At 56.4% G+C, this 20,309-nt stretch carries 19 protein-coding genes; 9 read left to right on the forward strand and 10 right to left on the reverse strand.

The window, feature by feature from the left end; genetic code table 11:
• Window positions 1-237 precede the first annotated feature (237 nt).
• From xylA to yiaB, 3 genes are all read left to right on the forward strand, one after another.
• Complete coding sequence (gene xylA, locus ACE3MN_RS00955) at window positions 238-1,560, forward strand: xylose isomerase (RefSeq protein WP_219192370.1); 1,323 nt, start codon at window positions 238-240, stop codon at window positions 1,558-1,560.
• Between the two features lie 75 nt (window positions 1,561-1,635).
• The gene (gene xylB, locus ACE3MN_RS00960) at window positions 1,636-3,090 is read left to right on the forward strand and encodes a xylulokinase (protein WP_375364231.1); all 1,455 of its coding nucleotides are present in this window, start codon (window positions 1,636-1,638) and stop codon (window positions 3,088-3,090) included.
• Window positions 3,091-3,258: 168 nt separating this feature from the next.
• Window positions 3,259-3,639 carry an inner membrane protein YiaB gene (yiaB, locus tag ACE3MN_RS00965; RefSeq protein WP_082237894.1) on the forward strand — a complete coding sequence of 127 codons (381 nt, stop codon included), beginning with the start codon at window positions 3,259-3,261 and terminating at the stop codon, window positions 3,637-3,639.
• Here yiaB and ACE3MN_RS00970 read toward each other — a convergent pair.
• The gene (locus tag ACE3MN_RS00970; RefSeq protein ID WP_049130418.1) at window positions 3,636-4,631 is read right to left on the reverse strand and encodes an acyltransferase; all 996 of its coding nucleotides are present in this window, start codon (window positions 4,629-4,631) and stop codon (window positions 3,636-3,638) included. The two genes, yiaB and ACE3MN_RS00970, sit on opposite strands and share 4 nt — an antisense overlap.
• A gap of 180 nt (window positions 4,632-4,811) precedes the next feature.
• Here ACE3MN_RS00970 and ACE3MN_RS00975 point away from each other — a divergent pair, with 180 nt between their 5' ends.
• The 5 genes from ACE3MN_RS00975 (at window position 4,812) to ACE3MN_RS00995 (ending at window position 10,640) form a co-directional block, all read left to right on the forward strand.
• Window positions 4,812-5,117: a YsaB family lipoprotein gene (locus ACE3MN_RS00975; protein ID WP_004137809.1), complete on the forward strand. Its 306-nt coding sequence runs from the start codon at window positions 4,812-4,814 to the stop codon at window positions 5,115-5,117.
• A 127-nt stretch (window positions 5,118-5,244) separates the two neighbouring features.
• The gene (glyQ, locus tag ACE3MN_RS00980) at window positions 5,245-6,156 is read left to right on the forward strand and encodes a glycine--tRNA ligase subunit alpha (RefSeq protein WP_004126458.1); all 912 of its coding nucleotides are present in this window, start codon (window positions 5,245-5,247) and stop codon (window positions 6,154-6,156) included.
• A 9-nt stretch (window positions 6,157-6,165) separates the two neighbouring features.
• Window positions 6,166-8,235 (forward strand): glycine--tRNA ligase subunit beta, encoded by a 2,070-nt coding sequence (gene glyS / locus ACE3MN_RS00985; RefSeq protein ID WP_024359752.1) that lies wholly within the window; start codon window positions 6,166-6,168, stop codon window positions 8,233-8,235.
• Between the two features lie 329 nt (window positions 8,236-8,564).
• A complete protein-coding gene (gene hokA, locus ACE3MN_RS00990; RefSeq protein WP_004137811.1) occupies window positions 8,565-8,717 on the forward strand; it encodes a type I toxin-antitoxin system toxin HokA in 153 nt (50 codons plus the stop codon).
• A 303-nt stretch (window positions 8,718-9,020) separates the two neighbouring features.
• Window positions 9,021-10,640, forward strand: coding sequence for an ATP-binding cassette domain-containing protein (locus tag ACE3MN_RS00995; RefSeq protein ID WP_203260170.1), 1,620 nt, complete (start codon window positions 9,021-9,023; stop codon window positions 10,638-10,640).
• A gap of 98 nt (window positions 10,641-10,738) precedes the next feature.
• On the opposite strand, the gene cspA is transcribed toward ACE3MN_RS00995, so the two are convergent.
• From cspA to ACE3MN_RS01010, 3 genes are all read right to left on the reverse strand, one after another.
• Entirely contained in the window at window positions 10,739-10,951 is a 213-nt protein-coding gene (gene cspA / locus ACE3MN_RS01000) for an RNA chaperone/antiterminator CspA (RefSeq protein WP_004126446.1), read from the reverse strand.
• A 262-nt stretch (window positions 10,952-11,213) separates the two neighbouring features.
• Complete coding sequence (locus ACE3MN_RS01005; RefSeq protein ID WP_004126445.1) at window positions 11,214-11,507, reverse strand: HTH-type transcriptional regulator; 294 nt, start codon at window positions 11,505-11,507, stop codon at window positions 11,214-11,216.
• Window positions 11,508-11,743: 236 nt separating this feature from the next.
• The gene (locus ACE3MN_RS01010) at window positions 11,744-13,102 is read right to left on the reverse strand and encodes an MFS transporter (RefSeq protein WP_049130421.1); all 1,359 of its coding nucleotides are present in this window, start codon (window positions 13,100-13,102) and stop codon (window positions 11,744-11,746) included.
• Window positions 13,103-13,543: 441 nt separating this feature from the next.
• On the opposite strand from ACE3MN_RS01010, the gene ACE3MN_RS01015 reads away from it, so the two are divergent.
• Entirely contained in the window at window positions 13,544-14,254 is a 711-nt protein-coding gene (locus tag ACE3MN_RS01015; protein WP_004126443.1) for a DUF3053 domain-containing protein, read from the forward strand.
• A 50-nt stretch (window positions 14,255-14,304) separates the two neighbouring features.
• On the opposite strand, the gene ghrB is transcribed toward ACE3MN_RS01015, so the two are convergent.
• From ghrB to ACE3MN_RS01045, 6 genes are all read right to left on the reverse strand, one after another.
• Entirely contained in the window at window positions 14,305-15,276 is a 972-nt protein-coding gene (gene ghrB / locus ACE3MN_RS01020; RefSeq protein WP_004137815.1) for a glyoxylate/hydroxypyruvate reductase GhrB, read from the reverse strand.
• 24 nt (window positions 15,277-15,300) lie between these two features.
• Window positions 15,301-16,581: an MFS transporter gene (locus ACE3MN_RS01025; protein WP_116944349.1), complete on the reverse strand. Its 1,281-nt coding sequence runs from the start codon at window positions 16,579-16,581 to the stop codon at window positions 15,301-15,303.
• Between the two features lie 101 nt (window positions 16,582-16,682).
• Complete coding sequence (locus ACE3MN_RS01030; protein WP_064343312.1) at window positions 16,683-17,621, reverse strand: sugar kinase; 939 nt, start codon at window positions 17,619-17,621, stop codon at window positions 16,683-16,685.
• Between the two features lie 3 nt (window positions 17,622-17,624).
• Window positions 17,625-18,374, reverse strand: coding sequence for a sugar phosphate isomerase/epimerase family protein (locus tag ACE3MN_RS01035; RefSeq protein WP_004137816.1), 750 nt, complete (start codon window positions 18,372-18,374; stop codon window positions 17,625-17,627).
• 108 nt (window positions 18,375-18,482) lie between these two features.
• A complete protein-coding gene (locus ACE3MN_RS01040) occupies window positions 18,483-19,499 on the reverse strand; it encodes a LacI family DNA-binding transcriptional regulator (RefSeq protein ID WP_004137817.1) in 1,017 nt (338 codons plus the stop codon).
• Between the two features lie 93 nt (window positions 19,500-19,592).
• Window positions 19,593-20,255, reverse strand: coding sequence for an OmpA family lipoprotein (locus ACE3MN_RS01045; protein WP_004126414.1), 663 nt, complete (start codon window positions 20,253-20,255; stop codon window positions 19,593-19,595).
• Window positions 20,256-20,309: the final 54 nt, after the last annotated feature.

Here is a 20,309-nt window from a genome sequence, read left to right on the forward strand (position 1 = left end):
ATTTGTTAATTTATGACCGCGATCGTACTTTAATAATTAGTTCTCACCGTATTTCATTGATCTCTCGTGGCGGAAGCGGCGGAATGAGGCCGCTGACGTATTATTTTTGCGACCTGGCGCACGTTTGTGGATTCTCTCAATCACGGTGTGAAATAACGTAATTGAGGAAACTAAAAAGAGAATTCTATATTGGCTTATGACTTATTACTCGCCGCATCCCTGAATATGGAGTTCATTATGCAGACCTATTTTGATCAGCTCGATCGCGTTCGTTATGAAGGCCCGAAATCCGCTAACCCACTGGTTTTCCGTCATTACAACCCGGATGAGCTGGTGCTGGGCAAACGGATGGAAGACCATTTACGCTTTGCGGCCTGCTACTGGCACACCTTCTGCTGGAACGGTGCCGATATGTTCGGCGTGGGCTCCTTTAACCGCCCGTGGCAGCAGCCGGGTGAAGCAATGGAAATGGCGAAACGTAAAGCCGATGTCGCTTTTGAGTTTTTCCACAAACTGAACGTACCGTACTACTGTTTCCACGACGTTGACGTTTCTCCTGAAGGGGCATCGCTGAAAGAGTATGCCAATAACTTCGCGCAAATGGTTGATGTGCTGGCGGAAAAACAGCAGCAAAGCGGCGTCAAGCTGCTGTGGGGCACGGCAAATTGCTTTACGAACCCGCGTTACGGCGCCGGTGCGGCAACCAACCCGGATCCGGAAGTGTTCAGCTGGGCGGCGACCCAGGTGGTGACCGCGATGGATGCGACCCACAAACTGGGCGGTGAAAACTACGTCCTGTGGGGCGGTCGCGAAGGCTATGAAACCCTGCTGAACACCGACTTGCGTCAGGAACGCGAGCAGATTGGCCGCTTTATGCAGCTGGTCGTTGAGCATAAACATAAAATCGGCTTCCAGGGTACGCTGCTGATTGAACCGAAACCGCAGGAGCCCACCAAGCATCAGTACGATTACGACGCGTCTACCGTCTACGGCTTCCTGAAACAGTTCGGCCTGGAAAAAGAGATTAAGCTGAACATCGAAGCGAACCATGCGACGCTGGCTGGCCACACGTTCCACCACGAAATTGCTACCGCCATCGCCCTCGGCCTGTTTGGTTCCGTTGACGCTAACCGCGGCGACCCGCAGCTGGGCTGGGATACCGACCAGTTCCCGAACAGCGTTGAAGAGAACGCGCTGGTGATGTACGAAATCCTTAAAGCGGGCGGCTTCACCACCGGCGGCCTGAACTTTGATGCTAAAGTGCGTCGTCAGAGCACCGACAAATACGACCTGTTCTACGGCCACATCGGCGCGATGGACACCATGGCGCTGGCGCTGAAAGTTGCTGCCCGTATGATTGAAGGCGGCGAGCTGGATAAACGCGTTGCCAAACGCTATGCCGGCTGGAACGGCGAGCTGGGTCAGCAGATCCTTAAAGGCCAGATGAACCTGGCGGACATCGCCCAGTATGCCACTCAGCATAACCTGGCGCCGCAGCACCAGAGCGGCCATCAGGAACTGCTTGAAAACGTGGTTAACCGCTACCTCTTTGATCGCTGATGATGGCGAAAATGCCCGGCGGGTCCGGGCATGGGTTTAACCGATGCTTTATTCCCGTCAGTAAGGAGAGGCCGTATGTATATCGGGATTGATCTGGGCACCTCGGGCGTTAAGGCTATTCTGCTCAACGAGCAGGGGGAGGTCGTGGCTTCGCACACCGAAAAGCTCAACGTGTCGCGTCCGCACCCTTTATGGTCTGAACAAGATCCAGAGCACTGGTGGCTGGCGACGGACAGCGCGATGAAAGCGCTGGGGGCGCAGCACTCTTTGCGCGCGGTTAAAGCGTTAGGCATTGCGGGTCAGATGCACGGTGCGACGCTGCTCGATAAGCAACAGCGCGTCCTGCGCCCGGCGATCTTGTGGAATGATGGCCGCTGCGGCGAGGAGTGCGCGCTGCTGGAAGAGAAAGTCAGCCGTTCACGACAGATCACCGGCAATCTGATGATGCCGGGATTTACCGCGCCGAAGCTGCTGTGGGTGCAACGTCACGAGCCCGAGATTTTTAGGCAAGTCGATAAGGTTCTGCTGCCAAAAGATTATTTACGTTTGCGTATGACTGGCGAATTTGCCAGCGATATGTCCGATGCCGCCGGAACGATGTGGATGGACGTGGCGCGCCGCGACTGGAGCGATGAAATGCTCGCCGCCTGTGGGTTGAGCCGCGATAACATGCCCGCGCTTTTCGAAGGCTGCGAAGTAACGGGCTCGCTGCGCCCGGCCGTCGCGCAAGCGTGGAATATGCCGGAAGTATTGGTGGTGGCCGGCGGCGGCGACAACGCGGCGGGAGCGGTTGGCGTGGGTATGGCGGATGCGGGCCAGGCGATGCTGTCGCTGGGGACCTCAGGCGTCTACTTTGCCGTCAGCGACGGCTTTCTTAGCAAACCGGAAAGCGCCGTTCACAGCTTCTGCCACGCGTTGCCCGGGCGCTGGCATCTGATGTCGGTCATGCTGAGCGCGGCTTCCTGCCTCGATTGGGCGGCGACCTTAACCGGCCTCGGCACGGTTCCGGCGCTAATTGCGGCGGCGGAAGCGGCGAACGACGATGCCGATCCGGTCTGGTTTTTGCCTTACCTCTCGGGTGAACGCACGCCGCACAACAATCCGCAGGCGAAAGGCGTCTTTTTCGGCCTGACTCATCAACACGGTCCGGCGGAGCTGGCGCGGGCGGTGCTGGAGGGAGTCGGTTATGCCCTGGCGGACGGCATGGATGTGGTTCACGCCTGCGGCGTCAAACCGGAGAGCGTCACGCTGATTGGCGGCGGCGCGCGCAGCACCTACTGGCGGCAAATGCTGGCGGATATTAGCGGCCAGCAGCTTGATTTCCGCACCGGCGGCGATGTCGGACCGGCGCTTGGCGCGGCGCGGCTGGCGCAGCTGGCGCTGCATCGAAATGTCGCGTTTTCCGATCTGCTCCCGCAGCTCCCGCTGGAACAGGCTCATCTTCCGGATGCCGAGCGCTTTGCGCGTTACGCCCCCCGTCGGGAAACTTTCCGCCAGATTTATCAGCAGCTTTTACCGTTGATGTCCTGAAACATTCGCCCCTGTTCATGGGGCGAATTCATCTAATGAATGTTTTTAAAAACATCTAGTTATCGAGTGTATTGATATATTCCGAATTTGTCGTTTCAGATGTGAAAAGTGCGGATAATCACGTTCTGGCAGTACACAATGGGGCCTGTCTTATGCCAGGGAGGCTTCATGAAAAATAATATTATTCCTAAGCTATTGATGTCCCTTGGGGCACTGGTTTATCTGCTGGGGATCTGGCGCACCTGTCCGTTATTTAGCGGCAAGGGCTATTTCCTCGGCGTTCTGGTGATGGGCATGTTCGCGATTTTAGCGCATCAACGCACGTTGCGGGAGAAGGCGCCAGACGATGGTTTTGCTTCGCTATGTCGCCTTGTGCTCCTGCTGTCGGTCGGTTTACTGATGGTCGGCGCCTGGTTCGTACCCGCCGGATGGGATGAGAAGATCATCTACGTGGCGGCCTGGTTTGTGTGCTTATACGGCGTTTCCGCGATGCCTCATAAGGCGCTGGCCGCACAGATGGCGCAGAAAGATTCCTCAGAACGGCCTTAACTGACAAAGCGGCGGACATCAAAGCGCTGAACCAGCATCGAGAGCAATAAACTTCCCAGCAGCGCAGCGCTGAATATCCAGACAATATCCAATAATGGCCAGCGGGACAGCGCCAGTCCGCTGGCGCGGAGCGCGTGGATAATCAGCGCATGAAAGCCGTAAATACCTAACGAATGGCGTGCAATCAGCGCAATAAGCGGCAACTCACGCCTGGTCAGCGTATTTTTTACCAGCGTCAGAAGCGCTATCGCGCAGACAAAAACCGCGGGGCCGCAGTATAAATACCAGGTATCGCCAAAGTCGCCGCGCCAGCGCAGTTCGTGCAGCGTGCCGCGTGATATGACCCATACTCCCGCGATGAATAGGCCAGCGCAGAGCGCAGTCAGCCATTTTTTATCACTATTCATCATGCCGATTGCCCGCCCTAACACGCCGTACATCACATAGTAAAACGTATCCCCGTTGATATAGAGATTGACCGGCAGCCACTCGACTCCTCCCGCTTTCACCGTCACCATATTAGGGTTCGCCAAAAGCCCGACGATCGCCATCAGCGCTAGCAGCATCTTGCCGCTCACCGGTTTGACCTGAACCAGCGGCGAAAGCAGGTAAATGACAACGATAGCGAAGAAGAACCACAGATGATAGAACACCGGTTTTTGCAGCAAATTCTTCAGCGATAGCTCAACGTTGATGTGGGTAAACAGGGTGATATAGAGCAGCGACAGCGCGCTGTAAAAGAGGATGCACAGCGCGATGCGCAAAAAATGCCGGGGCTGAGCGCTGCGCTCGCCGAAAAACAGATAGCCTGAAATCATGAAAAACAGCGGCACGCTGACGCGAGACGCGGAGTTGAGGATATTGGCAACATCCCACGTCAGCAGGCTGATGGTGTGCGGGTGCGTGATATACCAGGCGGTGCTATGAATCATGACGACCATCAGGCAGGCAATACCGCGCAAATGGGTAATCCAGTGTATTTTTTCCTGCATCAGTACCTCTGTTTCTCTTTCTCAGACAGGGTCTGACTGCCCTTATCCGCTTGTATCGCAGTGGAATAATCCGAGTTTTTCGTCATAGACTTGTCGAGGTGTGGTCCAATTCGCACAATGAGCCGGTTATTTAACGTAACCTGCACGATAACAATTTACTAACAAGGCGGTCGAGAAAAAATGGTGATGAAATATGCGTTTTCTGGACTGCTGCTGTGCATGCTTGCGGGCTGTAGCGCACCGCCGCCTCAGCCAGCGCAGAAGGCGCAAAAAGCGCGGATAACGCCGCAGGCGACCCTCAATATGGCGCAGCTGTGCAAGGATAATGCCGCCGTACGTTACAGTACAGGCGCGCGTCAGATTGACGTCAGCCATTTCGAGCAATTCCGGGGGAGCTACGAGCTTTCGGGCAAGACTGCGCGGAATGAACGCTTTATCTGTTCTTTTGATCCGGACGGGCAGTTTTTGCATCTTTCCATGCGCTAAATGCGCCCGCGGTGGCGCTTATTTCCGCAATTTTCCCTAAACAATCCCGTTTCATACTGTATATCTCGCAGCCAGCGGGTATACTGGCTCCTTCCTTTAAATCCACACGTATCCAGCACGAAATCATATGCAAAAGTTTGATACCAGGACCTTCCAGGGCCTGATCCTGACCTTACAGGATTACTGGGCTCGCCAGGGCTGCACCATTGTTCAACCACTGGACATGGAAGTCGGCGCAGGCACTTCTCACCCAATGACCTGCTTACGCGCATTGGGCCCAGAGCCGATGGCAACCGCCTACGTGCAGCCTTCCCGCCGTCCGACCGATGGTCGCTACGGTGAAAACCCGAACCGTTTACAGCACTACTATCAGTTCCAGGTGGTGATAAAACCCTCTCCGGATAATATCCAGGAGCTGTACCTTGGGTCTCTGAAAGAGCTGGGTATGGATCCGACCATCCACGACATTCGCTTCGTCGAAGACAACTGGGAAAACCCGACGCTGGGCGCCTGGGGTCTGGGTTGGGAAGTGTGGCTGAACGGTATGGAAGTCACGCAGTTCACCTACTTCCAGCAGGTTGGCGGCCTGGAGTGTAAGCCGGTAACCGGCGAGATCACCTACGGTCTGGAGCGCCTGGCGATGTATATCCAGGGTGTCGACAGCGTTTACGATCTGGTCTGGAGCGATGGCCCGCTGGGTAAAACTACCTACGGCGACGTGTTCCATCAGAACGAAGTGGAGCAATCCACCTACAACTTCGAATACGCCGACGTGGACTTCCTGTTCTCCTGCTTCGAGCAGTATGAGAAAGAAGCCCAGCAGCTGCTGGCGCTGGAAAACCCGCTGCCGCTGCCTGCTTACGAACGCATTCTGAAAGCCGCCCATAGCTTTAACCTGCTGGACGCGCGTAAAGCCATCTCCGTCACCGAGCGTCAGCGCTATATTCTGCGCATTCGCACCCTGACCAAAGCAGTGGCTGAAGCTTACTATGCTTCCCGTGAAGCCCTTGGCTTCCCGATGTGCAACAAGAATAAATAAGAGGCGGCCATGTCTGAGAAAACTTTCCTGGTGGAAATCGGCACTGAAGAGCTGCCACCAAAAGCCCTGCGCAGCCTGGCTGAATCCTTCGCTGCGAACGTGACCGCGGAGCTGGATAACGCCGGCCTCGCGCATGGTAAAGTTGAATGGTTCGCCGCGCCGCGCCGTCTGGCGCTGAAAGTGGCGAATCTGGCGGCTGCGCAAGCAGACCGTGAAGTCGAAAAACGCGGCCCGGCGATTGCCCAGGCGTTTGACGCAGAAGGGAAACCGAGCAAAGCGGCTGAAGGCTGGGCGCGCGGCTGCGGTATTACCGTCGATCAGGCTGAACGTCTGGCGACCGATAAAGGCGAATGGCTGCTGTATCGTGCCCACGTGAAAGGCGAGAGCACCGAAGCGCTGCTGCCGAACATGATCGCCACCTCGCTGGCGAAGCTGCCGATCCCGAAACTGATGCGCTGGGGCGCGTCTGACGTGCACTTCGTGCGCCCGGTTCACACCGTGACCCTGCTGCTGGGCGACAAAGTGATCCCGGCAACGATTCTGGGCGTACAGTCCGACCGGATTATTCGCGGTCATCGCTTTATGGGCGAAGCGGAATTCACCATCGATTCTGCCGATCAATACCCAGAAATCCTGCGTGAGCGCGGTAAAGTAATTGCGGATTACGCTGAGCGTAAAGCCAAAATCAAAGCCGATGCCGAAGAAGCGGCGCGCAAAATTGGCGGCAACGCCGATCTGAGCGAAAGCCTGCTGGAAGAAGTCACTTCCCTGGTGGAATGGCCGGTGGTGTTGACCGCGAAGTTCGAAGAGAAATTCCTTGCGGTACCTGCCGAAGCGCTGGTTTACACCATGAAGGGCGACCAGAAGTACTTCCCGGTTTACGACAACGCGGGCAAGCTGCTGCCGAACTTTATCTTCGTGGCCAACATCGAGTCGAAAGATCCGACCCAGATTATTTCCGGTAACGAGAAAGTCGTGCGTCCGCGTCTGGCGGATGCTGAGTTCTTCTTCAATACCGACCGTAAAAAACGTCTGGAAGATAATCTGCCGCGTCTGCAAACCGTGCTGTTCCAGCAGCAGCTGGGTACGCTGCGCGACAAGACCGATCGCATTCAGGCGCTGGCCGGCTGGATCGCCGGGCAGATTGGCGCAGACGTTAACCACGCAACCCGCGCGGGCCTGCTGTCCAAGTGCGATCTGATGACCAACATGGTCTTCGAATTCACCGATACTCAGGGCGTGATGGGGATGCACTACGCGCGCCATGATGGCGAAGCGGAAGATGTGGCGGTTGCCCTGAATGAGCAGTATCAGCCGCGCTTTGCCGGTGACGCCCTGCCGTCAAATCCGGTAGCCTGCGCGCTGGCGATTGCCGACAAGATGGATACTCTGGCGGGTATCTTCGGGATTGGTCAGCACCCTAAAGGCGACAAAGACCCGTTCGCGCTGCGCCGCGCCGCGCTGGGCGTGCTGCGCATCATTGTTGAGAAGAACCTCAATCTGGATCTGCAGACTCTCACCGAAGAAGCGGTGCGCCTGTACGGCGATAAGCTGACGAACGGCAACGTAGTCGATGATGTTATCGACTTCATGCTGGGACGCTTCCGCGCCTGGTATCAGGACGAAGGCTACACCGTCGATACCATTCAGGCGGTACTGGCGCGTCGTCCGACCCGTCCGGCAGACTTCGATGCGCGCATGAAGGCAGTTTCGCACTTCCGTACCCTCGAAGAGTCCTCCGCGCTGGCGGCGGCGAACAAGCGCGTTTCCAATATTCTGGCGAAATCGGACGTTACGCTGAACGATATCGTTCACGCCTCCGTATTGAAAGAAGCGGCTGAAATCAAACTGGCAGGCAATTTAGTCGTGCTGCGCGATAAGCTGCAGCCGTACTTCGCCGAAGGGCGTTACCAGGATGCGCTGATCGAGCTGGCGTCCCTGCGCGAGCCGGTTGATGAATTCTTCGAGAACGTGATGGTCAACGCCGAAGACCAGAACGTGCGCGTGAACCGTTTGACGCTATTGTCCAAATTGCGCGATCTGTTCCTGCAGGTAGCGGATATTTCCCTGTTGCAGTAAGCGTATCGCTAATAATAAAAAAAACCTGCCTCAGAGCAGGTTTTTTTATGCGTAAACTATAAATAAGCGAACCATTAATAATTCTCTAAGTAATATTTTAGATCAATATATAGCTTCAGGAAAAATATTTTAGGAATATGCCAACGTAGTCTGGTCAGATATTTACGGTAGAATGCTGGCGGGTGCTTGAGACTGTTTGTCTCAGGCGTTTAGCGGGAGACAGACAGAGAAAAGCCCCACCTGATGATAAATCAAAGTGAGGCTTCCCTATGCATGAACACCATAAGAGTAGCCTCTTACCTGTTGGAAATCAACACCGGAGGCGAGGAGTGCCGCAAAAGTATCTGTTGTTTGGCTTAATGGTGATTTGCTTCACTATTTTATTATTCACCTGGATGGTTCGTGATTCACTGTGTGAATTACAGGTCAGACAGGGGAATATCGAGCTGGTGGCATTCTTAGCCTGTGAAATTAAACGGTAAGAGCATCTGGCGGGGAGCGATTCCCGCCAGACTTACGGCGTTAGGCATTTTCAATGCACCCTTTCGTTTTTCATCAAATAAATATTTTGCCTCCTGATATCAGGAGGCTTTTTTTTCGCTTTTATGGAATGTTGAAAAAACAGGCTTGAAATTTGCACCGGTGTGTGGCTATCCTATGCCCCGACGAATTCCTCGTCTTACCGGAGAGCACGCGCCAAATGAACAAACACGACTGATGAATCTCATGCCTTGCTTCGCGCTATTGGCGAGCAGGGGAAGTATTGATTTCATTCAGGAGTGCTTATGGCTCATTGTGCCCAATCCCCCTCTTTTCTTTTGCATCAGGTCACCTGTCAGTTTGCGACGGGAGATTCGCTTTTTGGTCCGCTGAATTTATCGCTGGAAGGCTCCCTCTGCGGGCTTGTCGGGCGCAATGGCGTCGGTAAAACCCGGCTGTTGCGTTTGCTGGCGGGCCTGGACTCGCCGTCGAGCGGCCATATCGAACGTATGGTTTCGGTAAGCTACGTTGCTCAGCAGCATGCTTTGACTCCTGATACGACGCTGGCGGAATGGCTAAGCTTCGAATTCGTTTTTTCTGCTCTGGCGCGTCTTGAACGAGGCGAAGGGCGAGTTGACGATCTCGAACGTCTTGATGGCCTTTGGGATCTTCCGGATCGTTTGAATGCAGGCTTCCTGGCCGCTGGCTTAGGGGAATTTTCTCCCGCACGGCCCGCCTCTTCGCTGAGCGGCGGCGAAAGAGTGAAGGCGCAGCTCTGCGCGGCATTTTTGTCCGGTGCGGATTTTCTCCTGCTTGATGAACCCACCAACCATCTCGACCGACAAGGCCGGGCGTGGTTCTATCAGCAGCTTGAGCAATGGCGCGGTGGCGCGCTGATCGCCAGCCATGACCGCGAGCTGCTGGCCCAGATGCCGCGCATCCTCGAGCTGACGCCTGCAGCTTTGCGTAGCTACGGCGGCAACTATGCGGATTATCAGCAGCAGCGTGAGCTGGAGCAGCAGGCGGCTCGCGCCGCGCTGGAGCATGCTGTCATTGAACGGCGGCGTACTCGCGCAAGGATGCACAAAGAGCACGATGCCTGTCTGCGGCGCTCCGCGCAGACGTTGCGTACTATCGACACGCTAAATATCGCTTCATTCGAGCGGGTAGCTTACAAAGGCGCGGCAAAAGAGCGCCCCGGAACCCTTAAGCGCCAGCATCGTGAACAACGTAGCGCGCTAAATGATGCGGTGGTTCAGGCGCGTGAGCGGGTAGAAGAGGACAATCCGGTGATGTTTACTCTGCCCGGTAGCCAGGTCGCTGCGGGAAAACAGGTGCTGGAGCTGGAAGCGTTGCGGCTGGCGTATGCGCCTATGGCGCCGCTGGACTGGCGCATGGATGGGCCGATGCGCGTGGCGCTACGGGGTCCCAACGGCTGCGGTAAGACGACGTTGCTTAAAACGCTGCTGGGCCTGGAGCCGCCGCTTTCAGGACGCTGCCGCTTATCGGTAAACGCGGCGTATCTGGACCAGCATCTGACCCAGCTTGATCTGTCATTATCCGCAATGGCGCACCTGAATCTCGGCGATACGCCTTTGGAAGAGGGCGTGCTGCGCAGCCAACTGGCGCAGCTACAGCTGGGGACGGACAAAGTCCATCTGCCGCTATCGGCCCTTAGCGGAGGAGAACGCCTGAAGGCGGCGCTGGCCTGCGTGCTCTGGCGGCGGGAAGCCACGCAGCTACTGCTGCTGGATGAGCCCACCAATCATCTCGACCTGGCGTCCACGCAGGCAATTGAAACAGCGCTGGCGCAATTTCCCGGCGCGATGCTGGTGGTGTCGCATGATGACGCCTTTTTACAGGCGCTGAAGCTGACCCACTGTCTGGAATGGCGGGAAGACGGATGGCGCTTTGAGCGGCGATAAATGCAAAACCGCCATCCGTGGGATGGCGGTTTCTTGTCGCACAAATAAAAAAATCCCCGCCGTTTGGCAGGGACTTAAGAATTTTGAGCTTTTTAAGCTTACAGGCTGGTTACGTTGCCAGCTGCCGGGCCTTTAGCGCCGCTTTCGATAGTGAAGGAAACTTTCTGACCTTCGTCCAGAGATTTGTAGCCTTCGTTCTGGATGGCAGAGAAGTGTACGAACACGTCTTTAGAACCATCGTCAGGAGTGATGAAGCCGAAGCCTTTGTCAGCGTTGAACCATTTTACGATACCAGTCATTTTACCGGACATAGTGAATTACCTTTAAAAAAAATAAATGAGCCTTTCGGCGTTACGGTCTGGACTACAGATTTGAAGCGATAAAGGGAAAGTTCACTACCGGGGTATCAACGGATAACCTTTGAAGGACTGCTCTATTCGAATGCTCTGTGGTCTTTACATCAAACCTGCGAGCATTAACGCATGTTCACGTTGTGATAGCAAACTTTTTTTTTCGTTGGCATGAAAACGGTCCTTTATCAGGACCGTTAGCCGAAACCAATAAACGCTAAAATTATGAGTCGATAAGCTGTCTTGAAAGCTGCGGATTCGCCTGTATCAGGCGCATCAGCTTAAGCTCTGTGGGAGAGGGCTTCACGCGTCTCGATTCCCACTCTTGTACCATTGCTACACTGACGCCCATGGCGCTGGCAAAATCATCTATCTTCAGCCCGGTACCTTTGCGTAGCTGGTCAAATTCAATGCTTGCGGCGGGCTTACGCGTCAGCGAGGCCGCCTGGGCCTGATCTTTAAAAATAATTTGTTCAAGGTTGCTCAGCAGTTCAAATGCAGGATCTTTATATTCCATTGAGAACTCCTCTCTTTCATACGGCGGAGGGTGAATTGTGTAGAGCCTCTTAAGAATAGTCGGAAAAAAAAGTGAGGAATGATTACCGTGGTAATTATTTATGACCTGGGGTTCTTTACGTCCGTTTCAGGCGGTATAACGTGCTGAAAAGTAATAGACAGAGCCGTTAAGCAAATTATTGTAAACAGATAAGAAGAAAAGCGGAAAAGGCCAGCGCGCGCCCGCTGGCCGGTGTATTACGCCTTTTGCAGCTTCTTCACATCGCCTTGCGAAGCCGCGGGTTGCCGCTGGCCCAGCTTATATTTGACCAGCAGCGCGATGGCCGACAGGAAGGCCGGGATAGCCAGCAAAGAGAAAATCGTTTCGAAAGAGAGCTGGGCCTGCATCAGGAATGCGCCGCTAAAGGCGCCGAGGATACCGCCAAAGCGGCCAATCCCTAACATCCAGGCCACGCCGGTCGCGCGTCCCTGGGTGGGGTAGAAACCGGCGGCCAGCGCAGGCATTGATGATTGCGCGCCGTTCATAATGCTGCCGGCGATAAAGACCATTATTCCCATCAGCAGCAGGTTATGGGTTGAGAAACCAACCAGGCAAACGAATACTCCGGTCAACAGCCAGCCCACGGCAACCACTTTGTTTGGGTTGAGCTTATCCATCAGCGCGCCGAGGATGAGCACGCCAATACCGCCGCCCAGCGGGAACAGCGCGGTGATAATGGAGGCCTGGCTCATCGTCGCGCCGGTTTCGCGTATCAGCAGCGGCAGCCAGCTGGTCAGCAAATAGAAGATCAGCAGGCCCATAAAGTAGGTCAGGCAGAGCATGACGGTGCCGACGGCGTAGCGCGGAGAGAAAATCACGCCGATGGATGATTTCTCTTGTATCTGGCCCGCTTCGCGTAGCTCAAATTCAGCCTGCTCGGGAACCGGCGCGATACGGCGCAGAATCGCGGCGATACGCTGGGCAGGCTGGCGTTTGACCACCATATAGCGCGCGGATTCCGGCAGAAGAAAGATCAGCACTACCGCCAGCAGCAGCGGCATCACGCCGCCAAGCACCAGTACGCTTTGCCAGCCGTAGTGGGGGATCATCCAGGCGGAGAGGAAGCCGCCCAGCGAGGAGCCCATCGGAAAGCCGACGAACATCAGGTTAACCATCAGCGCCCTACGCCGCTCAGGGGCATATTCGCTCATCAGCGTCGCGGCGTTCGGCATGGCGGCGCCCAGCCCAAGGCCGGTGAGAAAACGCAGCAGCGTCAGCTGGTTAAGGCTGGTAGCAAAGGCGGTCAGCAGGCTGAAGCCGCCGAAAACCACGATGGACATAATCAGAACTTTTTTCCGCCCAACGCGGTCGGCGAGCGGTCCGGCGGTCAGCGCGCCGACCGCGAGCCCGACTAAGGCGGCGCTCATCACCGGGCCTAACGCCGATTTTTCGACGCCCCATTCCTGCACCAGGTCAGAGGCGATAAAGCCGATTATCGCGGTATCGAATCCGTCCATCGCGACGGTGATAAAACATAAGGCCAGAATCATCCACTGGTATTTCGTGAAGGGATGTTCATTGATAAAAGCCTGAATATCGATGGTTGTTTTCTTCATGCGGCATTCCTGGCAGGCAGTGCGGGGGACAGAGATAGATTATTGTTATCTCCCTCGCGGTCGTTGATGTTGTTTGTGCGATTATCGAACAAAGAGCCGTTAATCGCTCATTTAATAAAATCATCGAACGGCGGTTCAGGCAATGTGGGGGAAAAGGGAAGCGTGCGATTATCGTCCGCTTTACGGGCAGTTCGGGAGTAAGGTTAAAGTAATCGTAGTAAAATCAGCTTATTAGATAAATCCGCTGCGCGCTGAACGATGGTGGTAATTGTGATGAACTTAACAGAGGGTACCGCCGCGCGCTAAAACGTCGAAAACCCGGTTTTAAAGGCGGAAGATTATCAGGAAAAGGTATCCTGCAAGGCCGACCTGGACTATCCTTGTCAGCGTCTGACACGTGTGTGTCTGTTTGCGCTTTTTTTGGCTGAAAGGAGTAAAAAAATGGCGACAGGAAAGTCCTGCTCTCGCTGGTTTGCGGCTATTGCAGCCCTGTTAATGGTGGTTAGCCTGAGTGGGTGTTTTGATAAAGAAGGCGATCAGCGCAAAGCGTTCATCGACTTCCTGCAAAATACGGCAATGCGTAGCGGCGAACGTCTGCCGACGCTGACCGCCGATCAGAAAAAACAGTTTGGGCCTTTCGTTTCCGATTACGCGGTGATTTACGGTTATTCACAGCAGGTGAGCCAGGCGATGGATGCGGGTTTGCGTCCGGTGGTTGATAGCGTGAACGCGATTCGCGTACCGCAGGATTATGTTACCCAGCGCGAACCGCTGCGTCAGGCAAACGGCGCTTTGGGCGTACTGAGCCAGCAGCTGGAGAACGCAAAAATACAGGCGGATGCCGCCCACGGCGCGCTGAAACAGGGTGACGATCTCAAGCCGGTCTTCGACCAGGTCTATAATAAAGTCGTGACGGCCCCGGCGAATGCGCTACAGCCGTTAATCCCGGCAGCGCAGGTATTTACCCAGCAGCTGGTGCAGGTGGGTGATTTTATCGCGCAGCAGGAGACTCAGGTCAGCTTCGTGGCGAACGGTATTCAGTTCCCGACTTCGCAGCAGGCCAGTCAGTATAATACGCTGATTGGGCCGCTGGCCGCTCAGCACCAGGCCTTTAATCAGGCGTGGACAGCGGCAGTTAACGCGACTCGTTAACCGTTCTGACAACCCGGGCAAGGCTTCACCTTAGCCCGGGTTTTCTTTTCTTATTTCACCTGCGGGTTCACGCAGTTCTTCTCAACGCTGCCGTTCAGGGCATCAATCAGATTATCCACCGCGCAGGCCGCCATATTGTAGCGAGTCTCATGCGTGGCCGAGCCAATATGCGGCAATGCGACGACGTTCGGCATGCTCAGCAGCGGGGAGTCTTTCGCCAGCGGCTCTTGTTCAAAAACGTCCAGCCCGGCAGCATAAATTTCACCTTCCTGCAGCGCCGCAATCAGCGCCTTCTCATCCACCACCGGGCCGCGCCCGGCGTTAATAAAGATGGCGGAGGACTTCATTTTGGCAAACTGCGCTTTGCCGAACAGGTGATGAGTCTCTTCGGTCAGCGGCAGGATCAGACAGACAAAATCTGCTTCCTGCAGCAGGGTATCGAGATCGCAGTAGCGGGCGTTAAAGCGCTCTTCCGCCTGCGGGTGCTGGCGGCGGGCGTTGTAGAGAATGGGCATGCCGAAGCCCGCGTGGGCGCGCTGGGCAAGCGCCATCCCGATACGCCCCATACCGACGATGCCGAGGGTTTTATGGTGCACATCGTTGCCAAACCAGTCCGGACCGATGCTTTTGGTCCACTCGCCGGCCTTCACGCGGTTAGCCACTTCAACCACCCGACGCGCGGTGCTCAATACCAGCGCCATAACGGTATCGGCGACGGTTTCGGTCAGTACGGTCGGGGTGTGCATCAGCAGCACTTTACGCGCATTCAGCGCATCGACGTCGAAATTATCGTAGCCGACGGAAATGGTCGAAGTTGCACGAAGCTTGGGCATTTTCTCCAGTAACGCAGTATCGACTTTTTCGCTGGAACCCAGCAGACCTACCGCCTCAGCAAACGCGGCGGCGTGCTGTGAAACGGTCTCCGGACGCAGGTTTTTCACCTGCGTGACGGTAAAGTGTTGTTCCAGACGCTGTTGCAGGTCGTCGGGAAGCGTTTTGTAGAGAATGACTGACGGCTTCATGCGGTTCTCCGTTGCGTTAATGTTTCAGGCGTGACGTGCGCCGAGCGGAAGTTTTTGATTATTAGCAGGCTTAACAATCAAAGTAAGCCATACCGAGACGAAAAGCGCCACTCCCATAAAAATGTACGAGGCTGACGGGCTGCCGGTGGTGCCGTTCAGGTAGCCGACAAACCATGAGCCAAAGAATGAACCCAGCGCGCCCATGCTGTTAATCAGCGCCATGGCGCCCCCGGCGACGTTACGCGGCAGCATCTCGGGAATGATGGCGAAGAACGGCCCGTAGGGGGCGTACATCGCCGCGCCGGCAATGACCAGCAGGGTATAAGAGACCCAGAAATGGTTAGCGCCGACGGCCCAGGAGCCAATAAACGCGAAGGCGGCAATCAGCAGCAGCGGCCAGACGAATAGCTTGCGGTTCTGCATTTTATCGGAGGCCCAAGAGACCACGATCATGGCGATGGTTGCCGCCAGGTAGGGGACGGATGAGAGCCAGCCGACCTCGACCATGCCCATATTCTCGCCGGCGCTGCGGATAATTGACGGCAGCCACAGCACGAAACCGTAAACCCCGATGCTCCAGGCGAAATACTGCATGCACAGCAGGACCACGTTACGCGAGCGGAAGGCCTCACCGTAGTTGCGCACCGGTTTGATACCCTGCTGTTCGCGCTCCAGCTGCTCCTGCAATGCGGCCTTTTCGCTTTCCGCCAGCCAGTTGACCTGAGACGGTTTATCTTTTACCAGCACCCACCAGCAGAAGGCCCAAATCACCGCCGGAACGCCTTCAATAATAAACATCTCCCGCCAGCCGAAAGCCTGAATCAGGTAGCCGGAGACCACCGACATCCACAGCACCGTCACCGGGTTGCCGAGGATCAGGAAGGTATTGGCGCGCGAGCGTTCGGATTTGGTAAACCAGTTGCTGATGTATATCAGCATCGCCGGCATGACTGCGGCCTCGACCACGCCAAGGATAAAGCGGATCGCCGCCAGCGCGGGAATATTGTGCACCATCCCGGTCAGTGAGGCGCAGGCACCCCACAGGATCAGGCAGATGAAAATGAGTTTACGTACGCTGCGGCGTTCGGCATAAATCGCGCCGGGGATCTGAAAGAAGAAGTAGCCGAGGAAGAACAGCGCCCCCAGCAGGGAGGAGATACCTTTGGTGATCCCCAGGTCTTCAGTAATTCCGGCCGCCGAAGCGAAGCTGAAGTTAGCGCGGTCGAGGTACGCCAGGCTATACGTGATAAACACGATAGGCATGATGTACCACCAGCGTTTTGTTGCATTCGTTGAACTATTCATAGGTTTGCCTCTGTGAGTGAGGTGACGCTCATCATAGAAAAGATCCGTTACGCCGCGCTGCTGGTAGGGTACAGAACGGCCTGACGTTGTGCTGAATCGACTTACTCGCCCAGCGCCTCGCGCGTGGGTAATCCTTCGCTATCGCCCTGAACCTGAATGGCCAGTGAGCCGATTTTGTTTCCGCGTTTCACCGCCTGCCGCAGCGGTTTTCCTTCCAGCAGGGCGCTAATCACGCCGACGGCGAAACCATCGCCCGCGCCGACGGTATCGACGACGTTATCCACTTTTATCGCCGCCACGGCTCCCTGTTCGCCGTCGGCGGTTTTATACCAGGCGCCGTCGGAACCGGTTTTAATGATGACCGCACGCACGCCGTGGCCGAGGTAAAAGTCGGCGATGGCTTCCGGCGTTTGTAGGCCGGTCAGAATCATGCCCTCTTTTAAACCCGGCAGAACCCAGTCGGCCTGAAACGCCAGCTGGTTAAGCTTCTCGACCATCTCGGCTTCGCTTTTCCACAGCGTGGGCCGCAGGTTGGGGTCGAACGAAATCGTTTTTCCCTGCGCTTTCATCGTGCGCGCCGCGCGCTCCAGCAGGGCGTATGAGCTTTCCGACAGCGCGGCGGCCACGCCGCTTAAGTGCAGATGCCGGGCGCCGGCGAAGTATGATTCATTAAAATCCTCCGGCGAAAGATGGCTGGCGGCGGAGCCTTTGCGGAAATACTCCACAATGGGATCGGTTCCATTTTCGACTTTAGATTTCAGCTGAAAGCCGGTAGCGTAGCGGTCATCGATGCTCACGCCGCGGGCGTCGATTCCCTCTTTCGCCAGCGCGTTGAGGACGAAGCGGCCAAAGCTGTCCTTGCCGACGCGGCTTACCCAGCCGACGCTCAGGCCGAGGCGGGCCAGTCCGGTCGCCACGTTCAGCTCCGCGCCCGCGACGCGCTTCATAAAGTGCTCTACAGCAGACAGCTCGCCGGTCTCGGTGGCGACAAACATCGCCATGGCTTCGCCTATCGTGATGACATCTAACGCTTTTTGCATAACTTAATCCTCGCGCAGCAGGTTGACGTAGCGGCGGGTCACGGCCGTCAGGTCATGGCCAGTCAGCGGAAATTCAATCCCGCGCGGGGCATCGGCGGGCAGGTTATCGAGCAGCGCCAGCCAGCGCCCGGAGGCTTCATCCGGCGGCACGGCGCGAAAGTGCGAATGGTGCGGCTCTGCCGCCTTAACATGAATATAGCTGACGGCCGGGGCCAGGTGGCGCGCGGCCTCTTCCGGCGAGTCGCCGACCCATAGCCAGTTGCCCATATCAAAGGTGAGAGTGATCGGCAGCTGGTTAACCCGGCAGGCGGCTTTGAAGCGCTGCATCGGCGCCAGCTGGCCGCAGTCGGTTTGATCGTTTTCCACCACCAGCGCCATGCCGCTCTCGCGCAAAATATCGCGCAGGGTTTCCAGGCCATGGTGGTGGGTAAAATGGCCCAGCGAGAGCTTTAGCCACAGCGCGTTAAGGGTTTGCGCTTCCTGTAAAAGATCGGAAAGATGGGGGTTAAGCGCTCCGTCTGCGGCAAACAGGGCTTCCGGCGCGGAATAGCAAACCAGCAGGCCGCGGCGCTCAATATCGGCGGCCAGCTCCGCCAGGCGGTTCAGCTCATCCGCGCTGAACAGTTCCCGGCGGATCTCTACGCCGTCGGCGCCGGAACCGGCGATAAAGGGCAGTACGGCGGACTGCCCGCCCAGCGCTTTAACATGGTCATTCCCGTACGCGGCGGTCACGACAATAATCTTTCTGGCCATTCCAATACTCCCGACGATAATCTGATGCGTTGTTTATTACGCTAGATGGTATCGGTTCCAAAGCAAAGGCCAGGATGTCTAATTTATGATCGCCATCACGAAGGATCGTTAGCGGGAGGTGGAGCCTCTGACGATCAGCTCGCCGGAAAACACCCGTTCGCGGACCGGGTCGTTGCTGCCTTCAATCCGGCGCACTACCTGTTCGACGGCGGCGAAGCCAATCTGCCAGGTCGGCTGTTTAAGGGTGGTGATCCCCACGCCCGCCAGTTCGGCCCACTCCAGTTCATCGAAGCCCAGCAGGCCGATATCGCTGCCCCAAATCAGGCCAACGCGTTTAAGCGAGCGCGCCACCTGCAGGGTCAGCGCGCCGTTGGCGGAAATCACCGCCTTGCGCATGCCGCGATGGTGGGAGTGGAAATGGCGCAGGACGTTATCGAGCATCGCGCCATCATTCAACGGTACTTCGGCGTTTTCCGCGATGATACCGCTGTGGCGCTGTAGTGTCTGGCGAAAGGCGCTCAGACGCTCGCGGCGGGTATTGACCGAGCCAAGGGGTTCGCTGAGGAACAGCAGGGCTTCGAAACCTTTTTCCACCAGGTGTTCGGTGGCGGTAGTGGCGGCCTGAGTATTATCGAGGCCGACGACATCGCAGGCGAATTCCGGAATCTTGCGGTCGATAAGCACCATCGGCAGCGCCGACTGCTGCAGGCGGTTCAGGCCGTCCTCGCGCATCCCGACGGCGTTGACCACGATCCCTTCCACCTGGTAGCTGCGCAGCAGATCGAGGTAGTGCAGCTCCTGGTCCAGCTCGTTGTTGGTATTACATACCAGCAGGGTGAAACCCTTTTCGCGACAGGCGGCTTCAATGCCGCTGAGCACGTTGACCGAGTAGGGGTTGGTGATATCGGCGATGATCAGGCCAATCAGCCGGGTGCGGCCATGCTTCAGGCCGCGGGCCATCAGGCTGGGACGATAGTCGAGCTCGGCAATGGCTTTTTCAATCCGCCCCAACAGATCGTCGGAAAGCAGATGCTTTTCGCCGTTCAGATAGCGTGAAATGCTGGTTTTGCCGGTCTGTGCGGCTTTCGCCACATCGCTAATGGTTGCTCGCGCCGCTTTCGCCATGGTGGCTTCCTTTGCTGAAATCTGCACACACCTTAGCGCGAAAATTCGCTATATCAAGCATTTTGCCCGGCGACTCACCGGGCAAAGCGGGCATTACTGCAGCGGGCTGAGGGTAATTTCGACGCGGCGGTTCTGCGCTTTACCTTCCGCGGTGCTGTTGCTGGCGATCGGATTCGCCGGACCCATGCCGGTAGTGCGGATGCGGTTAGCCGCTACGCCCTGAGTGATAAGCGCGCTGGCGACGCTCTCCGCGCGCTGCTGAGAAAGACGCATATTCAGATCCTGGCTGCCGGTGCTGTCGGTGTAGCCAACCACGTTAACGGCGGTTTTCTCATACTCTTTTAGCACCATCGCTACCCCGGTCAGGGTATTGGCGCCCGCCGGTTTCAGGTTGGCGCTGCTGCTGTCAAAGGTCACATTGTTTGGCATGTTCAGCACGATATTGTCGCCGTTTCGCGTCACGCTGACGCCGGTTCCCTGCATTTTCTCGCGCAGCTTCGCTTCCTGCACGTCCATATAGTAACCAATGCCGCCGCCCAGCGCCGCGCCGGCCGCCGCGCCGATCAGCGCGCCTTTGCCGCGGTCATGTTTGGAAGAAGAGAGCACCCCTACGCCTGCGCCGACTAACGACCCAATGCCCGCGCCGATCCCGGATTTACCCGCTTCGCGCTCCCCGGTGTAGGGGTTGGTGGTACAGCCAGAAATAGCCAGTGCGCCGCTAACGACAGCCGCAATCATGAGTACGCGTTTTTTCATCTTATTTCCTTAATCCTTTTTATTCTTTGCCACAGCGACCGTGACGGTTGATTA

The sequence above is a fragment of the Klebsiella grimontii genome (assembly GCF_042137965.1).
Lineage (GTDB): Bacteria > Pseudomonadota > Gammaproteobacteria > Enterobacterales > Enterobacteriaceae > Klebsiella > Klebsiella grimontii.